At 58.7% G+C, this 17,377-nt stretch carries 18 protein-coding genes; 14 read left to right on the forward strand and 4 right to left on the reverse strand.

Going from position 1 to position 17,377, the window contains the following annotated elements:
• Nucleotides 1-7: 7 nt before the first annotated feature.
• The 6 genes from NSJP_RS13290 to NSJP_RS19765 all read left to right on the forward strand — a co-directional run bounded on the left by NSJP_RS13290 (nt 8) and on the right by NSJP_RS19765 (nt 6,154).
• Complete coding sequence (locus NSJP_RS13290; RefSeq protein ID WP_080887359.1) at nt 8-511, forward strand: DUF4381 domain-containing protein; 504 nt, start codon at nt 8-10, stop codon at nt 509-511.
• On the forward strand, nt 498-1,538 hold the full coding sequence (locus NSJP_RS13295; protein ID WP_080887360.1) for a vWA domain-containing protein: 1,041 nt from the start codon (nt 498-500) through the stop codon (nt 1,536-1,538). The genes NSJP_RS13290 and NSJP_RS13295 overlap by 14 nt, the downstream gene beginning before the upstream one ends.
• Before the next feature lie 232 nt (nt 1,539-1,770).
• On the forward strand, nt 1,771-3,621 hold the full coding sequence (locus tag NSJP_RS13300; RefSeq protein WP_080887361.1) for a VWA domain-containing protein: 1,851 nt from the start codon (nt 1,771-1,773) through the stop codon (nt 3,619-3,621).
• Nucleotides 3,618-4,967, forward strand: a complete 1,350-nt coding sequence (locus tag NSJP_RS13305) for a BatD family protein (protein WP_080887362.1) — start codon at nt 3,618-3,620, stop codon at nt 4,965-4,967. Before NSJP_RS13300 ends, NSJP_RS13305 begins: the two co-directional genes overlap by 4 nt.
• Nucleotides 4,968-5,040: 73 nt before the next feature.
• Nucleotides 5,041-5,634: a hypothetical protein gene (locus NSJP_RS13310; RefSeq protein WP_080887363.1), complete on the forward strand. Its 594-nt coding sequence runs from the start codon at nt 5,041-5,043 to the stop codon at nt 5,632-5,634.
• Nucleotides 5,635-5,686: 52 nt separating this feature from the next.
• Entirely contained in the window at nt 5,687-6,154 is a 468-nt protein-coding gene (locus NSJP_RS19765; RefSeq protein ID WP_080887364.1) for a glycine zipper domain-containing protein, read from the forward strand.
• A 27-nt stretch (nt 6,155-6,181) separates the two neighbouring features.
• On the opposite strand, the gene NSJP_RS13320 is transcribed toward NSJP_RS19765, so the two are convergent.
• Complete coding sequence (locus NSJP_RS13320) at nt 6,182-6,463, reverse strand: hypothetical protein (protein WP_080887365.1); 282 nt, start codon at nt 6,461-6,463, stop codon at nt 6,182-6,184.
• Nucleotides 6,464-6,493: 30 nt separating this feature from the next.
• Nucleotides 6,494-6,889 (reverse strand): DUF3597 domain-containing protein, encoded by a 396-nt coding sequence (locus NSJP_RS13325; protein ID WP_080887366.1) that lies wholly within the window; start codon nt 6,887-6,889, stop codon nt 6,494-6,496.
• A 332-nt stretch (nt 6,890-7,221) separates the two neighbouring features.
• Between NSJP_RS13325 and NSJP_RS13330 the strand changes: the two genes are divergently transcribed.
• Both NSJP_RS13330 and NSJP_RS13335 read left to right on the forward strand, forming a co-directional pair.
• Nucleotides 7,222-8,661, forward strand: a complete 1,440-nt coding sequence (locus NSJP_RS13330) for a DUF1254 domain-containing protein (RefSeq protein WP_080887367.1) — start codon at nt 7,222-7,224, stop codon at nt 8,659-8,661.
• 22 nt (nt 8,662-8,683) lie between these two features.
• Nucleotides 8,684-10,201 carry a DUF3943 domain-containing protein gene (locus tag NSJP_RS13335; protein ID WP_155970193.1) on the forward strand — a complete coding sequence of 506 codons (1,518 nt, stop codon included), beginning with the start codon at nt 8,684-8,686 and terminating at the stop codon, nt 10,199-10,201.
• Between the two features lie 72 nt (nt 10,202-10,273).
• Here the strand turns inward: NSJP_RS13335 and NSJP_RS13340 are convergent, their stop codons facing one another.
• Nucleotides 10,274-10,810: a hypothetical protein gene (locus NSJP_RS13340; protein ID WP_080887369.1), complete on the reverse strand. Its 537-nt coding sequence runs from the start codon at nt 10,808-10,810 to the stop codon at nt 10,274-10,276.
• A gap of 428 nt (nt 10,811-11,238) precedes the next feature.
• The gene (locus tag NSJP_RS13345) at nt 11,239-11,817 is read right to left on the reverse strand and encodes a lipid-binding SYLF domain-containing protein (protein WP_080888599.1); all 579 of its coding nucleotides are present in this window, start codon (nt 11,815-11,817) and stop codon (nt 11,239-11,241) included.
• A 332-nt stretch (nt 11,818-12,149) separates the two neighbouring features.
• Between NSJP_RS13345 and NSJP_RS13350 the strand changes: the two genes are divergently transcribed.
• The 6 genes from NSJP_RS13350 to NSJP_RS13375 all read left to right on the forward strand — a co-directional run bounded on the left by NSJP_RS13350 (nt 12,150) and on the right by NSJP_RS13375 (nt 17,371).
• The gene (locus tag NSJP_RS13350) at nt 12,150-12,815 is read left to right on the forward strand and encodes a hypothetical protein (RefSeq protein WP_080887370.1); all 666 of its coding nucleotides are present in this window, start codon (nt 12,150-12,152) and stop codon (nt 12,813-12,815) included.
• Between the two features lie 107 nt (nt 12,816-12,922).
• Nucleotides 12,923-13,531, forward strand: coding sequence for a BON domain-containing protein (locus tag NSJP_RS13355; RefSeq protein WP_172834336.1), 609 nt, complete (start codon nt 12,923-12,925; stop codon nt 13,529-13,531).
• A 17-nt stretch (nt 13,532-13,548) separates the two neighbouring features.
• The gene (locus NSJP_RS13360; RefSeq protein WP_155970195.1) at nt 13,549-14,535 is read left to right on the forward strand and encodes an HAD family hydrolase; all 987 of its coding nucleotides are present in this window, start codon (nt 13,549-13,551) and stop codon (nt 14,533-14,535) included.
• A gap of 18 nt (nt 14,536-14,553) precedes the next feature.
• The gene (locus tag NSJP_RS13365) at nt 14,554-15,570 is read left to right on the forward strand and encodes a hypothetical protein (protein ID WP_155970197.1); all 1,017 of its coding nucleotides are present in this window, start codon (nt 14,554-14,556) and stop codon (nt 15,568-15,570) included.
• Between the two features lie 203 nt (nt 15,571-15,773).
• Nucleotides 15,774-16,871, forward strand: a complete 1,098-nt coding sequence (locus NSJP_RS13370; RefSeq protein ID WP_080887374.1) for a formylglycine-generating enzyme family protein — start codon at nt 15,774-15,776, stop codon at nt 16,869-16,871.
• Nucleotides 16,868-17,371, forward strand: a complete 504-nt coding sequence (locus tag NSJP_RS13375) for a hypothetical protein (RefSeq protein WP_080887375.1) — start codon at nt 16,868-16,870, stop codon at nt 17,369-17,371. The genes NSJP_RS13370 and NSJP_RS13375 overlap by 4 nt, the downstream gene beginning before the upstream one ends.
• The last annotated feature ends 6 nt before the right edge of the window (nt 17,372-17,377 follow it).

Genomic DNA, 17,377 nt, shown 5'->3' on the forward strand with positions numbered 1-17,377 from the left:
GTTTGACATGGACCAGGGCGCTCATAGTCTCGAAGCTCTCAAGGAAATTCCCCTTCCCGATCCTGTCCCTTATATCCCGCAGACCGTCGGTTGGCTCCTGATCGGGGCGCTCGCGTTGGGGGCAATCGGCTATGGTCTTTGGCGAGTGGTTCGGTACCGCGCCGCCAATCGATATCGGCTGGCGGCCCTGAAAGAGTTGGCGGAGATCGAGTCACGGATCGACAATGCCGATGAGCGACATCGGGCCTTGACTGCAATCCCGGCCTTGCTCAAGCGAACGGCCATGGCTGCCGCCGGACGACAGACCGCGGCGGCCCTCTCTGATCGAGCCTGGTGGGAATTTCTGGATCGGACTTATGCTTCGGGAGGATTCTCCAACGGACCGGGCCGCCTCCTGACTCTGTTCTCGTATGCCGAACCATCGAAACTTGCCGTAGTTCCCGAATCCGAGATCAGAGACGTCATCGTATTGGTGCGCCGCTGGATCAAAGAACATCATGCTCATCTTTGATGTTCCGTGGGTCTTTGCCCTGTTGCCCATCCCGCTGCTCGTATGGTGGCTGCTCCCTCCGTACCGGGAAGCGAGCCGGGCCGTTCGGGTTCCATTCTTTGAGGAAGCCGCGCATGCTGCCGGCCTCACGCCGGCGCGAGGCGCGGTCGTGCTCAGGACGAACTGGGCGCAAAAACTCATCGCGCCGGTTTCGTGGGGACTGCTCCTCCTGGCGGCCGCCGGTCCGCAATGGGTCGAGCCGCCCATCGAACGGGTGGAAGCCGCCCGCGATCTCATGCTGGCGATCGATCTGTCCCAGTCCATGGAGGCCAAGGACTTCACCGACCGGGAGGGGCGGCGCGTCGATCGGTTGACCGCGGTCAAGACAGTGGTGGACGATTTTATCGACCGGCGGAAGGGCGACCGAATCGGGTTGATCGTGTTCGGCTCCGCCGCCTTTCCGCAGGCGCCGCTGACCCTGGATCATGCCACCGTACGGCTGCTGCTCGACGAGCTTCGGATCGGCATGGCCGGGCCTCAGACCAGCATCGGCGATGCGATCGGCGTCGCCATCAAGATGACCGAACGGTCCAAGATGAAAGAACGGGTTCTCATCTTGTTGACCGACGGGAACGACACCGCCAGCAAGCTTCCGCCGGAGCAGGCGGCCAAGATCGCCAAACAGCAGGGAGTCACGATCCATACGATCGGGATCGGCAATCCAAAGGCGGAAGGGGAGCAGCGGGTCGATCTGCACGCGCTCGAACAGCTTGCCCAGACCACGGGTGGCCGATCCTTTCGAGGAGAACAACGGCAAGGACTCGAAGGTATCTACAAAACGCTCGACGAGATCACGCCTGAGAAAGTGAAGCGATCGCTCTATCGTCCGAAGCGGGCGCTCTATTTCTACCCGCTTTGCGTCGCGGCATTGCTGCTGGTCGCCTATCATCTCGCGATGCTCGCTTGGACAGCTATTGGCGAGAAGTCTCAAATCCGAAGCACGAATATCGAAATTCGAAACAAGGGGAATATGGAGACCGGAGCTTGAAATGCGATGCTGCAACTCTTGAATCTGAGCGGATTCTGTTGATTCAAGAGTGTCATGAACTGATGAATATATTCGGCGCAATTCTCCGGAAAAGCGAGTCGAATGTGAAGCAGGATCCCTGAGTTTCGAATTTCAAGTTACATGGTCCCTGTTCGATTTGCGACATTCGTATTTGTAGGCAGTATTCATAGCATTTCGAATTTCGATATTCGAATTTCGAGTTTGTATTCCCATGCTTGAGCTCTTTCACTTCTTGCGTCCTTGGTTCCTACTCCTGGCTCCTGCCGGTCTCGCCATCGCCTGGCTCTGGGGCAAGCAGGCCGATCCGAAGGCACGGTGGCGCGGTATCATCCAACCGGCCTTGCTCGACCACCTTCTCGTCGGTGAACCGTCCGGTGTCCGATTCACGCCCATTCATTGGGTGGCCGTCTCGTTGGTGCTGGCCGGCGTTGCGGCAGCCGGGCCGACCTGGGAGAAGGAACCGCCGCCGTTTCTGGAAGACCGCGCGCCGATGGTCGTGGCGCTCGATCTGTCGCCTAGTATGGACGCAATCGATCTCCCGCCGACCAGACTCGAGCGTGCGAAACAGAAGATCCATGACGTGGCGGCCCTTCGCTCCGGATCGCGAACCGGTTTGGTCGTGTACTCCGGCACGGCTCATCTGGTGTTGCCACCCAGTGAAGACCCGGCGCTGCTCGCTCTGTTCCTGGAGGCACTGGACACGAAGCTCATGCCGGTCGCCGGCCGACATGCCGCCGACGCTCTCGCTGTGGCGGACCGGATCCTGGCCGTGGAATCCGTGCCAGGCACCGTCCTGTTCATGACGGACGGATTCAATCCATCCGAGATCGGAACATTTGCAGAGCATGGACAAACGTCGCCGCATCAGGTGATCGTGCTGGCTGCCGGGACGGCCGAGGGAGGGCCGATCAGGGGCGACAAAGGACGAATGGCCGTGGATCGGCAGGGAAAACCGATTCAGGCCCGGCTGGATCGTGAGGTCTTCTCGCGATTGAGTTCGGAAGCGGGAGTTCCCGTCGCAAGCGTCACGCTGGATGAAAGCGACGTCGAATGGGTCCAGCGGCGGGCCATGCACCACATGCAGGTCATGCAGGAGAAGACGGCCGAAGTCCATTGGAAGGAATTCGGCTACTACGGCACGTTCCCGATTCTATTGCTCGCTGCCTTCTGGTTCCGTAAAGGATGGACGGTCAGTTGGCTCATGGTATTGCTATTGATGGTAATCACGGGGATAGTCTGGCCATTCGAGTTGCGAGCTGAGCCGCACAGTGAAAATTCGAAATTCGAATATCGAAATTCGAAACAGCTTGCTAGCTCTGAGAAAACAACACAGGGAGAATTGGCACAATCGAAATCCGAAGCACGAAATGCGAAACAAATTCGAAATCAGAATCTCGAAATGCGAAACATTGAAAAAGGCACGAGTCTACATTCAGATGAGCCATACGCAACAGTGTCTTCTGATCAATCTTCCAGTTTCGGGTTTCGTGCTTCAATATTCGAGATTATGGCGAGTTGGTTCATGACGCCAGACCAGCAGGGTCGGTGGTATTTCGAGCATGGCGACTATGTCACCGCTGCCGGACGGTATCGCGATCCGATGTGGAAGGGACTGTCCTACTATCGAGCCGGCGACTATGCCGCGGCGCTCGCGCAGTTTGCCAGGTTGGACAGCGCGGAGGCGATGTTTCTCATGGGGAACTGTTATGCGCGCATGAAGGACTATCCCGCGGCAGTCGGCGCCTATGACAATGCCCTGAAGGGGCGCCAGGTGTTTTCCGAGGCAACGGAGAATCAAAAGCTCGTGGCGGGGCTCATTCCGAAGAAGCCCAAGGATCCCGAAGAAGGCGAAGCAGACCCGAATCTGGATCCCGACGATATCAAGTTCGACGAGAAAGGCAAGAAAGGCAAGGCTGGAAAGGTTCCGCAGTTCAAGGTCAAACCGGAGCAGATGGCCGAGATGTGGATGCGCAATCTCACCATTTCGCCGGCCGACTTTCTGAGGGAGAAATTCCGCATCGAAGCGGAAGGCAAGACGAAAGCCACACGAGGTTCGTCATGATGCTGCCGCTGATGCTGCTTGTGTGTCTGCTTCCGGGGTATGTGTTCGCCGGCGATGGCGCGCAGTGGATGGTGCGGGCCAGGCTCGAACCGTCCGGACCGGTCGTCGTGGGACAACCGGTGCAGCTGGTGGTGGACGTCCTGGTCACCACCTGGTTTGCCGGTGCTCCGCAGTTTCCCGCCTTGGACGTACCCGGGGCGCTGGCGACGCTTTCAGATGACCAACCGGCTCACTTGACCGAGGATATTCAGGGCACGAGATGGTTTGGAATTTCCCGTATTTATCGGATTACTCCTATGGAGCCTCGCGAGTACGCGATTCCTCGGTTGCAGATCCTCGTGCATCCCGGTCTGGTCGAGAAACCCGTGCGCCTCTGGACGCCGGCGCGAAAGCTTCATGCCCGGGTGCCCCCCGGTGCGGAGGGCATGGCGCAGTTCTTCGCGACGACGCATCTCGACGTGAGCCAGCGGTTCGATCGTCGGTTGGACGGATTGCGGGTCGGGGATGCCTTTACCAGAACCCTGACGCTGACGGCTGATGGGATGCCGGGAATGTTTCTTCCTCCGCTCTCGTTTGCCGAGGTGGATGGATTGGCTGTGTACTCGAAGGCTCCGGTCGTGGAAAACCTCTCCAAAGACCGCCAGGGTTTTGTCGCGGGACGCCGGACCGAGTCGGCGACCTATACGATCCAACGTGCCGGGCACTACCGCCTGCCCGAGGTGACGGTTCAGTGGTGGGATTCGGTCGGAAAGAAGGTGCGCGGCGAGACCATTCCCTCTGTCACGTTCGACGTCGCGGCAATTTCCGGCTACCGGCCTGAGATCGCCATTCCGGAGGAGGTGGCTGCCGCTGGCGCGACGCGAGCGGAGGAAGCACTCAAGCCGTCGCGGGTCTGGATGGTCGGCCTCGTCGGCCTGCTCATGGTACTCGGATGGCTTTGGCCGCGCCTCAAACGATATGGCGCACAGTGGGCAGAGCATCGAGCAATACAGCGGCGAATCTACGAATCGTCCGAAGCCGCGGCGTTTGCAAGACTCTCCAGCGCAGCGGAAGGGAACGACGACGAGGGCACGGTGAGATCGCTCTATCGCTGGCTGGACCGATGCGAGCCGGTGGGCAAGCCGGCGCTGGCCGAACGAGCGATCGACCTGGCAGGCGATGATCAATACCGGTTGGCAACCGAGACGTTATTCGACAGACGTTTCGGATCCACACCACCTTCGCCGGACCACTCGATTCGCGACCTCGAACGTGCCCTCACGCGAGTGAGAACACGGCTGAGTGAAGATCATGCAATGTTCCGGCGGCAAAGCGACAACAGTCTGCCGCCGCTCAATCCCGTGTGACGAATGGTCGAATGATGTAGGTCAATCTATCCCGTCGGATGCAGCCGATCGATGAGATCGAGAAGGGAGCCCTATGAAATTCCAATTCTGGACGGCGATCATCGGACTGATCCTGTTCATGTCTTGTGCCGGCTACGCTGCCGACAAGGATATCACCGTGGTGCGGGTCACTCCGGCACTGGATATGGATCAGATTCGGTACATCCTTTCACATGAACGAGAGCAGGTGTTCGAGCGCGGCATGGTTTTGAATGAGAAGCAGTGGGACAAGTTCTGGCGGGTGTATGACGAATACGAAAAGGAAAGGCAGAAATTGGACGCCAAACGGCTGCGCCTGCTCGGGACCTTCATCAACAAGCATGGAACGATGAGCAACGAGGAAGCCACGAAGCTGGTCGACGCCTCAAGGAAAAACCAACAAGCGGACCTCGCTCTGCGCCAGAAGTACTTCAAGATATTGAGTAAGAAATTGAATCCTGTCGCAGCCGCCAGATTCGTCCAACTCGACGACGTGGTCGGCATGGTCGTCCGGCTCTCGATTTTGGGCAACGTGCCCCTGATCACTGGAACCGCGGAGGCTGTGGCCGAACCGGAATCCTCTCCTCAGACGGGTGAGCGACAGCCGGGTCCATCGGAGCAGTCGAGTCCGGCCGCTCCGCAACCGTGAACGGTGATGGCTGATGAACGCTGACATGCTGGATAATTTGTAGGAGGATCAGATGCTGTATACATTTTCGGTCATCGTTATGATGGTTGTTGCTCTACTGGCAGGGGAGGCATCGGCCGGGTTGGACGTCTTCGTCTATCCGAGCAAGGGACAATCGAAAGACCAGCAGGAGCAGGATGAATTCGCCTGCTACAAGTGGAGCAAGGAGCAGACGGGGTTCGATCCCACTCAAACGGTGCAGCAGGCTGCTCCGCCCCAACAGCACGGGCAGGTCGTGCACGGTGCAGCGAGAGGCGCCGCTCTCGGTGCGGTCGGCGGAGCCATCGCCGGCGATGCGGGAAAGGGAGCCGCCATAGGTGCGGCAGTCGGAGGCACCGGCGGAGCGATGAGGAGACGCCGCCAGGCGAGAGAGACTGAAATGGCCCAGCAGCAAGCTGAACAGAAATACGAGGCCAGCGTCGCGGGATACAAGCGGGCGTTCACCGCTTGCATGACCGGACGGGGATATACTGTCAGCTAACCAGCCTCAGTCGTATTGAGGTTAATATCACGCCTTCGCGAAGGCGTTCTTCACGAGAGACGCGACAATCATGAGCAACCCGCCGCCGACTCCGCCTCCGGCAATGTTGCCGATGATCGACCCCAAATCGCCGCCTTGGGACAAGGCAGGAGCCAGTGCTTCGATGATGGCCCCTCCAACTCCTCCACCGAGTAGACCGGCCAAGGAATTGCCCAAGGTGCCGAGGCTCTTGTCCGGCATGGCAGCCCCAGCCGCATTGCCTCCCACTGCTCCGCTAATCAGATTGATGATGAGACCTGTGGTGTCCATACGACGCCCTCCAAGTGTGGCTCATTCCAACTAACTCAGCAGCTCTTTCGGAATGTTGCCGCCGTTGTCCGCGAGTTTCTTGAGCACGGTCTTGTGCAGCCACATGTTCATCTGCGCGGAGTCGCCCATCTTTTCTTGAGGGCATCCCAGTTCCGTCGCCAGCTCCTTGCGCGCCGTGAGACTGCTGTCGATGCCGAGCAGCTTCAGCAGGTCCACGATCGAGGTCTTCCAGTTGAGCTTTTCCTTGTGCGTGGCCGCCATGCCTTCCAGTTTTGCGACGATGTCCACGACCGTCATGGACTTGGGGGGCACGGTCTTGGGCGGTACGGATGAGGCTGACGATGTTTGCGGTGCGGTCTGCTGACCGGCCTGCGCAGTCGAATGACCCAATCCAAGTTTTTCAAGGATCGTGCTGAGAAGTCCCACGGAGACCTCCTTCCATACCCGGAATTACTTTGCCATTGCAGCCCAAACCTCTGACCCTCTTAGCATAGGCGGCCTGGCTCCGCTACTGTCAGTTATGACAGAGAGGTGAACAAGGACAAAATGTCCGCAACGGAATGGATACTCAGCCTGCAATTTTGCCAGTTCCGTTACGTGTTCAAACATGTTATGCCCAGGTTGCCGTGAGGGCGGCACGGATAGCTGGGGATTGGGCATCGATCCCACTCAGCAGAAACGCTATATAAGCCTTGCCTACAGGGAGATGGCGAGTGAAGGAATCATGGAATCTTTTGCAGATACGGAAAGGAGCGGCCATGATTGAGAAACTTGCCGGATTGAGTCTTGCTGCCATCTTGGTCTCCACATCGGCATGGGCTGAAGAGTATGCGTTCACGAACGGATTTCCGACGCCGAAGGCCGCGCAACGGGTGCAGGACGAACAGGACTATCAGCGGGCGATCCAAACCTACCGGTTCTTCTATCCGACTGTCTCGATGGAGGCCACATTTCAGGGGACGCGCGACGCCGGAGCCGTGGACAATAAGAGCGCCATGATTCTCTCCGGAGGTCCGCGGCACGTGTTGTTCACCGGCAATGCCGATACTCCGTATATGGGCGGCGTGTTCAATCTCAAAGAAACCGGGTCATTGGTGATCGAGCTGCCGCCTGGAGGATATCTCGGCATCGTCAACGACCATCACTTCGGATGGATTCACGATATCGGATTGCCGGGCGACGACGCCGGCCGAGGGGGTAAGCATCTGATCCTGCCGCCGGATTATCAGGGCGAAGTGCCTGCCGGATATTATGCCGGCCGTTCAAAGACTCATTTCATATTGGTGGGCGCCCGCGCGTTGCCGCCCGGCGGCGACATGAATGCCGGTCTCGAGGCTCAACGACAGGTGAAGATCTACCCGCTCTCGCAGGCCGATAACCCACCCGCCTATGAGTTCGTGGACCGCACGAGAGACAAGATCGACGTGACGCTGTTGCGCTGGGAAAGTAATCTGAAGTTCTGGGAGAGACTGCACAAAGTGCTCCAGGAAGAACCGGCGATCGAAGAGTTCCGCCCCATGTACGGCATGCTTGCCATGCTCGGCATCGAGAAGGACAAGCCCTTTCAACCAGATGAACGGATGAAGAAGATCCTGCTACGTGCGGCAAAAGACGGACGCGCGCATATGCTGGCGGCAGGATTTGCCAGCAACCGCCCGGACCGGTTCGTCTGGAAGGATCGTCAGTGGGAATATTCGACGCTGCGCTGGGAGAACGGCGATTTCGAATTGCCGACAGGCATCGATCTCGAAGCGCGCGATCGCTGGTTCTCGCAGGCCGTCGGCATGTCGCCAAAGATGGTACTGCGAGTGGAAGGAGCCGGGTCGCTCTACTGGCTCGGGCTGCGCGACAAGAAGGGCAACTACCTCGACGGCGGTAAGACCTATAAACTGTCGATCCCCCAGCCTGTGCCGCAAAAGCTGTTTTGGTCGGTGACGGTCTACGACAATCAGACGCGCTCGATGATTCAGACGACCCAGGACAAGGCCGCGCTGCGTTCGCTCGTCGAATTGAAGGACGTGCCGCAGACCGGTGTCACCGATCTCTATTTTGGTCCCAAGGCACCGGCCGGACAGGAAGGCCGGTGGATCAAGACCATCCCCGGCAAGGGTTGGTTCGTCTACCTCCGACTGTACGGTCCGGTGGGCCCGGCTTTCGATGGGTCCTGGAAGCCTGAGGATTTTGAAGAAATAAAGTGACCGTCGTGTGCCGCAGGCGGGAATGAAACGGAAGGCAGTTCGATGGCTCCTGTTCCTCATCGGGGTCGTGGCGCTAACGTTCGCGCCGATTCATTCGAGTTTGGCTCAGGATCCGACTGTCGATTCCAGCCCGATTCAGGGCCCTCCCTCACCCTTTGAGCCTCCGCCCGCGCATGTGCCGCATCAACCTGCCGACAAGGTCATTCGCACCACTCGCGATTGGTGGAACGACAAACTCGTCTGGGAGACGGGCGCTGGCCGCAGTTATGTCCTCCCTGCCGGTGAAATCCTCGCCTATGAGTTTTTTCTGAACCTGTTCGACAGAAATTTCGTCGAGCCCAAATCCGACTATCAAACCGACTGGAATACGATCTGGAATCATCTGAGCGACGGCAAATGGGTCATCGACAATGACCAGTTCTCAGTCAATCAGTTTCTTCACCCTTACGGGGGAAGCATCTACTACGGCTTGGCCCGATCGACCGGGTTGAATTTCTGGGAATCGTTTCTCTACAGCGTCGCGGGGAGCTTCGTCTGGGAAATCGCCGGTGAGACGACTAATCCCTCGATCAACGACATGATTGCCACGCCGATCGGCGGGACGTTTCTCGGCGAGTCATTCTTTCGGATGGCCAGTCTGTTGTTGGAGGACAGCGACGGAAAACCCGGGTTCTGGCGTGAACTGGGCGCCGCCGTCATTTCACCTCCGATGGGATTCAACCGCCTGGTCTTCGGCGACAAGTTCGACGCCGTCTTTCCCAGTCACAAGCCCGCCACGTTCATGCGCCTGCAGGCGGGAGGCACGATTTCATCGAGCAGCAGGAATGTGTCGTCATCCGTGGAAGAGACGGGCGCAATTGCCGACTTCACGTTTAGCTACGGTTTGCCCGGCAAACCCGGGTACACCTACAAGCGGCCATTCGACTATTTCGACTTCCACGTCACCGCCGTCACGGCCAACGTTCTGGAGAGTCTAAACATCAGAGGATTGCTCCTGGGAACAGACTACTCGGCCGGGAATTCCACTCGGGGAATATGGGGACTGTATGGAAATTACGACTATATTTCCCCGCAAGTCTTTCGCGTCTCGAACACGGCTCTATCGCTTGGCACGACGTGGCAGAGTTGGTTGTCGCAAAACGTGGCGATGCAGGGGACGGCGCTCGCCGGCGCCGGTTACGGAGCGGCCGGCAACATCGAGCAGACAGGCGAGCGGGACTATCACTATGGGTTGACCCCTCACGCCTTGCTCTCGCTCCGCTTCATGTTCGGCGACCGGGTGATGGTGGATCTCAGCGGACGTGAATATTATGTGAGCAACACCTTTGCGTCGGAGGAGGGATGGGAACATATCATGCGCGGGGACTCGTCCCTGACCGTCAGAGTATATGACCGGCATGGATTGGCCGTGCGGTACTCTCATTCCCATCGAAACGCCAGCTATCCGGCGATCGAGTTCAAGGATCAATCCGTGGGAACGGTCAGCTTGATGTACGTGTTCCTCGGAGAAACCGGATTCGGCACGGTCGAGTGGCGATAAGAAGCTGAGAGGGGAGATAAGTCGGTTCGGAAATGGCGGCAGCGTGGCAGGTGGTCTGCCAATCGTCTTGACTTACAGGGGTGCCTGAGCGGAAATCGATTGTTTCCAAAAGAGGGCTCTGATTCTTTTCATTCCCAGTACGCGGCCGAGTTCCCTGAACCCGAAGAATGGAATGAAGGTTAAAAACGCCACGATGCACCAGGACAACAATTCATAAGGGCCCTTGCTCGCCATCTCGTCAATTCCACCCATCACGCCGTGTCCATGGATCAATCCCCGGACTGTCTTCTCTATCAGCGTGAATAAGGCCACCCAGAGTGTGAAGACGAATGTTTTATACAGTGTGCTGAGGACCAATGGCTTGTGCTGCAGTCCACGACCCAAACCCAGCCAATCTCCCACCATAATTACCTTCGCCAGGACGGCGGCCTCGATGAGAGGGAACCAGTATTCCGTATACTCGATATGGTATTGAGCCAGTATCAAGCGGCGATACCACGTGAACGCGACCAGAACAAGGGCGATGTAGCCGAATATGATCCAATACTCGATCACTTCCTCGATGATTTTATGCTTCCATCCGATCGGGCTCGATTGCTCGGAATTCATGATCTGCCTTCCCCTTTCATCTCAACGTTCGCATCAATATCCATCAATCCTACGGCAGGATCGGTACAGGCAGATCATGTACGGCGCTGTCTTCTTCCGGAGCGGTATTGTAGATCCGGAGCCCACCGATCGTGCCGGCACCCATTTTAGAGGATACTGGTCGGATTGGAATGTCCTGCCGCCGCCGCCTTCGGCAGGCGCCCGTCCAAAATGATCGAAGCCATGGGGATGACGTCATGGCGTGGCGCCCGCACCTCACCACCGGCCTGGATCCGCGCCGGCCAATGGACACCGTTCTATTGCGGAAGAGTGATCGGTGAGATCGTGCGGCCACGGTAGAGCGCGTCAGTGAGGTGCAATGCTCGGCTGCGTCGGCAATCGGAGAGTGCCTGGAGCCGAGACCGCCGGAGGTCAACCTGCGAGCAAGCTTATTTATTGAGCTTGGTGAATTTCGTCCCTTCGAACGACAAGTTGTACATCAGCCCCTTTTGGCCCAAGACGAAGCCGACGATAGGGTCCTTCAGATTGTGGGTATCGATGGCACCGCCGGCCCCCAACGTCACCAGTGAGACTGAGCCATCTACTCCGGCTTTCCACCCTTCGCTTTCCCTGAAGCGTTTCAGGGCTTCCTCCTGCAGGAATATGATGACTACCGTCTTGATTTCCCCGCCGAGCTGTAATCCGAATGAACCCTGAAACATGTTGTAGTAATCGACGGTATTGTCCCCGATTCTGAGCGCGCCTTCTCCATATTCTCCTCCGAAACCGGCTCCTCCCTTGAGGACTCTGGGAAATGCCAGCACGCCTTGGCTGCTCTCGAGTAGACCCTTGCCGCCTGGGACTTCCTTTTCGAATCTCTCAAGAGTGTCGGCCACACGGGCGTCAAGTTCTCTGGCCGAGGCGGCCCAGGCAGGACTGGCGAGCGATCCGGTCAAGAACAATAACGGCAGTGCCAGTACGACGACGAGCCGAATTCCACGGAGCCTTTCAGAGAATTGTGTCGTCATGGTCATCGGTCCTTTCCTTGGGATCTTGTCTGAGACGAATACTCGATCACGAGTGTTCAACGCGTCAGGCGCGCGCAGTATAAGAGCGTTTTCCGGGGGATGATACTGTCAAAAATGACAGGAAAGCAAACCGGCTCTGGGGTCAGCTTGCCATGGGGAATTCGATGCTGATGAGGCCCGCGGCGAATGATTTTGGTTCGTGGAGTGTTGTAAGCTCGTCCTGCGCAGACGGAGAGTCAAGAAGAGTCGCTTCATTCACGCCATACGAAGAGAGAGACGAAATTCGAACTCATCAGTGGATGAAATGTGCGTGCGTTGCGGCTGGAATAGCAATGCTTGCAGGCTGCACGCCGTTCCATCTGTCGGATATGTACAGCGTATCCACGCCCAAGCCGGCGTCCCTGGACGCCTCCGTATTGACCGCGCAGCCGCTCATGACCTTTCCCGCCGCCGCTCCCGCGGCCCTGCAGGGCTATCGTCCAGTCGTCTCTCACGCGCTGTCCGAAGCGTTGGCCGCTTCGACACCGTCCTTTCACGAGATCCCTCCGATCGAGACACTCAATCGAATTAGCAGCAACGGGTTGGTTGCCGACTATGAAGAAATGGCCGCCGGGTTTTCCCGCAGCGGCATCTTCGATCGCCAACGTTTGGAGAAGATCGGGGCGGCGCTCGGCGTGAGATATGTGCTTCAGCCTGGACTGGCGGATTTCAGTGAGGCGATCGGCGACCGTCTCATGTTGGCCGGCTGGAGAGTGGTGAAGATGCGCGCGGCCACGCTTCGGCTGTGGATGCGCTTGTGGGACATGCGGACCGGTGAAATTCTCTGGGAAGCGACCGGTGAAGCGACGGTGACCAGCGAGCTGATCGAGGATACGCCGACCATCCCGGTGCATGAAATCGCGCGGCGCCTGTGGGCTCGAATCCTTGCGGAGCACTTGCTCGGAGACAAGATTAAGGTGGGCTTTCAGTTACGTGACGAGAAGCCTGTCGTCAGATAGGACGGGGGATGCGATTCGCGCCGGTTGGGCGCTGTGCTGCTGATGACGGGGGAGGCGAGCCGGACATGTTAGGGGATGCACGGTTTCTGCGGTGTGCGAGCTGCGTCATGCAGTGGTCCTGCTCGGCCGGTCTGGTCGTGGCGCTTGTTGGGACCGCTGGTTGCGTGGGAGCCAAATACAAGGCGATGCTCGAAGCGGCTCAGAGTGAGTTAAGCCCTGCAGCGATCGCGCAGGACGATCTCCATAAGGTCCATATCCATGAGGCCATGGTCGCGGAGCAGGGACTGTCCAGCCTGACTCTGTCGATCAATGTGTTTATGGAAAGAGCCTATCTTGTCGGCCACGTGGATAACAGGGAACAAGGCGAAGCAGTCTTGAAGACGGCCCGGCACGTGCAGGGCATTCGATCGGTGGAGGGCTACTTGCCCGTGACCGCACCGAGCGCCGATGGAAACACCATGTCGGACAAAACTTCGGATGTATCCCTGAAGGCCCAAGTGATTTCGGCGCTCGCGATCGAGCCCAAAGTCGTCAAAAGCCGCGTGCATGTGGAGGTGTTGGACGGACATGTCGTGTTGCTCGGCGTCGTGTCCGGGGAGCCGGAACGTCACCATGCCGAGACCGCAGCAGCGGGAGTCGAAGGGGTGAAGGCCGTGACGAACTGGTTGCTCCTGCCAGAAAAAGGCTATATGACGATCCGGAAAAAGATCCGATGAAGCATGCGGAGGTTCTCATGAGGTTGCGGGCATTCATGATCGTGCTGATTGTTTTCGTTTCGGCGGGACCGGTCCCGGCCCAGGGGGATCCGCTGGCCTCCTGGAACGAAGGACCGGTGAAGAAGTCGCTGACGGATTTCGTCTCGCGGGTCACGACAGTGGGAGGTCCTGAATTCGTGCCACTGGCCGAGCGCATTGCCGTGTTCGACAACGACGGCACGCTATGGGCGGAACAGCCCATCTACTTTCAGCTGCAATTTGCCTTCGACCGGATCACCGCGCTGGCGCCGAAGCATCCTGAGTGGAAAGACACGCAGCCTTTCAAGGCCTTGATCGAGGAAGACAAGAAGGCGTTTCTAGCCGGCGGAGAGAAGGCGCTGCTCGAGGTGATGGCCGTGTCTCACTCGGGCATGACAACTGAGGAGTTCGACGCGACCGTCAAGGAGTGGATCGCGACGGCAAAACATCCCAGGTTCGGCCGCCGATACAATGAGATGGTCTATCAGCCGATGCTCGAGTTGCTGGCGTATCTGCGCGCGAATGGATTCAAGCCGTTTATCGTGTCCGGCGGCGGCGTGGAATTCATGCGGGCCTGGGTCGAGCCGGTGTACGGGATTCCCCCCGAACAGGTGGTCGGCAGCGTTGGCAAGGAGAAGTTCGAGCTGCGCGACGGCAGGCCGGTGCTGGTCAAATTGCCGGCCGTAGATTTCGTCGACGACGGCCAGGGTAAGCCCGTGGGCATTCAAAAGTTCATCGGGCGTCGGCCGATTCTGGCATTCGGCAATTCGGACGGAGACCACCAGATGTTGCAATGGACGGCCGCCGGTTCCGGTGCGCGGTTCATGGGCTTGGTCCACCACACGGATGCCGAGCGTGAGTGGGCCTATGACCGTGCTTCTCACATCGGCAAGCTTGACAAAGCGCTCGACGAAGCAACGGCAAAGGAATGGTCGGTCGTCGATATGAGGCGTGACTGGACACGGGTCTTCCCGTTCGACAAATGACCCGAGGCCGACCCGTTCATGTCGAGCAGAATAATGGCGCGGTTGGCGGGTGCAGGGTGGGTGACGGCGGTTCTTTTCGTGGCGCAGACCGGCGCGGCATCAGCCGAAACGAATTTCGAAGGCCGCGCGTTGCTCTTTTACACCGACGACGTGGGGATCTTTTCTGCCACGCGCCGGTTGACCAGGGACGAAGATCCGACCCAGCCTGCGCTCGACTCCATCCTGACGAACCAAGGATCGGATGTGGTTTTCGAACCCGATGCCATTGCCCGGACGTCCGTGGACAACCGGTGGGGTACCACGCACTTGAGCATCAGAGGACAAGGATTCATCTACGCGGAAAACCCGCGATACAATCACGGGACATTGAAAGTTCAGGCCCTCCAGGCTTTCACGCCAGATACCCACCTGCTTCTTCGATATTACTATGCCCCGAACCTCTTCCTCGGTGAGAACGAAGACCGCCGGCCCGGCGGCGAGGGGCTCGTGAACGAGGTGGTGACGAGCCAGATCGCCAGCGCCAGAATCGAGCAGCGGCTCACCAAGGACGTCGAGGTCCGGTTATTGGGCAGAGTCGGAATTCGCCGTTACAACGATGCGTTTGCCCAACGCGACACGAACTTTTGGACGATCGGTCCGCATGTGGAATGGCGGGTCTCCGAACGGGTCAAGCTCGGACTCAGTTATCACTACGAGCGGGGTCTGGCGGAAGGACGCAATGAGCCGCAATTGCGGGATGACGTGTCCTACGTCAACAACTATGTCAGCGCCGATGTGGACGTCGAGTTGATGGAGCGGCTGAGCTTGTCGGCGGCCTTTCATTATGAACGGAACGACTGGACGAGCGGCATCGTCGGCGACATTCGCAATGGCGCCCATGAGGACGTCATCCAGGGCGAAGTGATGCTCATCCAACAGCTGACCGAGTCGATCCGGGCGATGGCGGGCTTTCAACGGTCGAATCGCAAGCAGAGTTTCGAGCCCGACGCCATCAAGAATACCAACGTGGCGTTCGGGGTGGCGGCGGTCTTCTAGCAGGGGACTGAGACAGGCCGGTTGGTCCTGTTTGTCCACGTCAGAACCGGGCCAGGCGCCGTCACAGATGAGGGAACCGAGTCAAAAGGCGCATCCGCGGAGGGAACCGGTTCGGACAAGGATCGAGGTTGCGTATATAGCCCCTCGAGCAACCGGCGTGATAGGCTTGGCCCCCCGGATATCGGAGGCGGTAGGGGAAGCTGATGGCAAAGAGAATGGAGCGACGCAGACGGCCTTTCCTGTGGCCGGCCCTGGCCGGAATCGCCTTGGTGGGTATGGCGGCAGGATATGTTTGGCTCGAAGGCCAACCGCCGGCTCCAATTCCGGACGGCATGGCATGGATTCCCGGCGGCACGTTCTGGATGGGGAGTGACGATCCCATGTTTCGCGATGCCCAGCCTGTGCATCAAGTCGAGGTGGATGGGTTTTTCATGGATCGGACCGAGGTGACCAACGAACAGTTCGAACAGTTCGTAAAAGCCACGGGCTATGTGACGGTCGCCGAGCGGGTTCCCCGCGCGGAGGACTATCCCGGCGCTCCACCGGAGAATCTGGTCGCCGGGTCGGTCGTGTTTACCGCGCCGCCGAGCCCGGTTCCGCTGGACAATCATTTTCAATGGTGGAGTTACGTGACCGGCGCCAGTTGGCGTCATCCTGAAGGGAAAGAGAGCACTATCGACGACAAGATGAATCATCCGGTCGTGCACGTGGCCTACGAAGATGCAACGGCCTTTGCCACCTGGGCTGGGAAACGCCTGCCGACCGAGGCGGAATGGGAGTACGCGGCGCGTGGGGGGCTGGTCAAGAAGGCGTACACGTGGGGCGACGAGTTCGAGCCGGACGGAAAAACGATGGCCAATTCATTCCAGGGGCATTTCCCGGATCACAACGATGCCCATGACGGCTTCATCACGACGGCGCCAGCCAGCTCGTTTCCCCCCAACGGGTTCGGTCTGTACGATATGGCCGGCAATGTCTGGGAATGGACGAGCGATTGGTACCGGCACGACTATTTTCAGACACTCGCGTCGGCCGGCGTGGCGCGCAATCCTCAGGGGCCCCGGAACAGCTTCGATCCCAGCGAACCAGGCGTCCAGAAGAAGGTTCATAAAGGCGGTTCCTATCTCTGTACCGATCAATACTGTGCGCGCTACAGGCCGGGAGGCCGTGGAAAAGGGGAGCCGGACACCGGCACGTCACACTTGGGTTTTCGCCTGGTGAAAGACGCCCAAGTGGGAGCGCACAAGCAGACGAAGACCGTGGCACCGTTCGATCAGACTTCACCAAGGAGGGGAACATGACGGGAGTTTCGCGTGCAGCGGCCATCACGCTGGCGGTCGTGACGGCAGCGGCCTGTTATCTGGCCGTGCCTGCAAACGGATGGGCGGAAGACCAGGAGATGTCGCCGTCCGACTATGAATTGCTCAGATCGGACATTCGAACGAAGAAAGCGACGCTCATCGCCCAGCAAATGAAGTTTTCGGATCAGGAAGCCGCCGTCTTCTGGCCGGTCTACCGTCAGTATGAGGTGGAATTGGCCGGAATCCTCGACAAGAAAATCGCCCTCCTGAAGGATTATCTCAGCCACCATGAAACGATGACCGATGCGCAAGCCAAGCAATTGGCCGAGAGCGTCTTCCAGGTGGACCAGCAGACGCTCGATCTGCGGGTGAAGTGCTTCGGGACGCTGCAGAAATCGCTTCCGGCCAAGACGGTCGTCCGATGGCTGCAGATCGAGCGTCGCTTGCAACTGTATGTCGACGCGCAACTCGCCAAAGAGCTTCCGGCGATCAAGGAGTAGCACGCG

The organism is Nitrospira japonica (assembly GCF_900169565.1).
GTDB classification, from domain to species: Bacteria; Nitrospirota; Nitrospiria; order Nitrospirales; family Nitrospiraceae; genus Nitrospira_C; species Nitrospira_C japonica_A.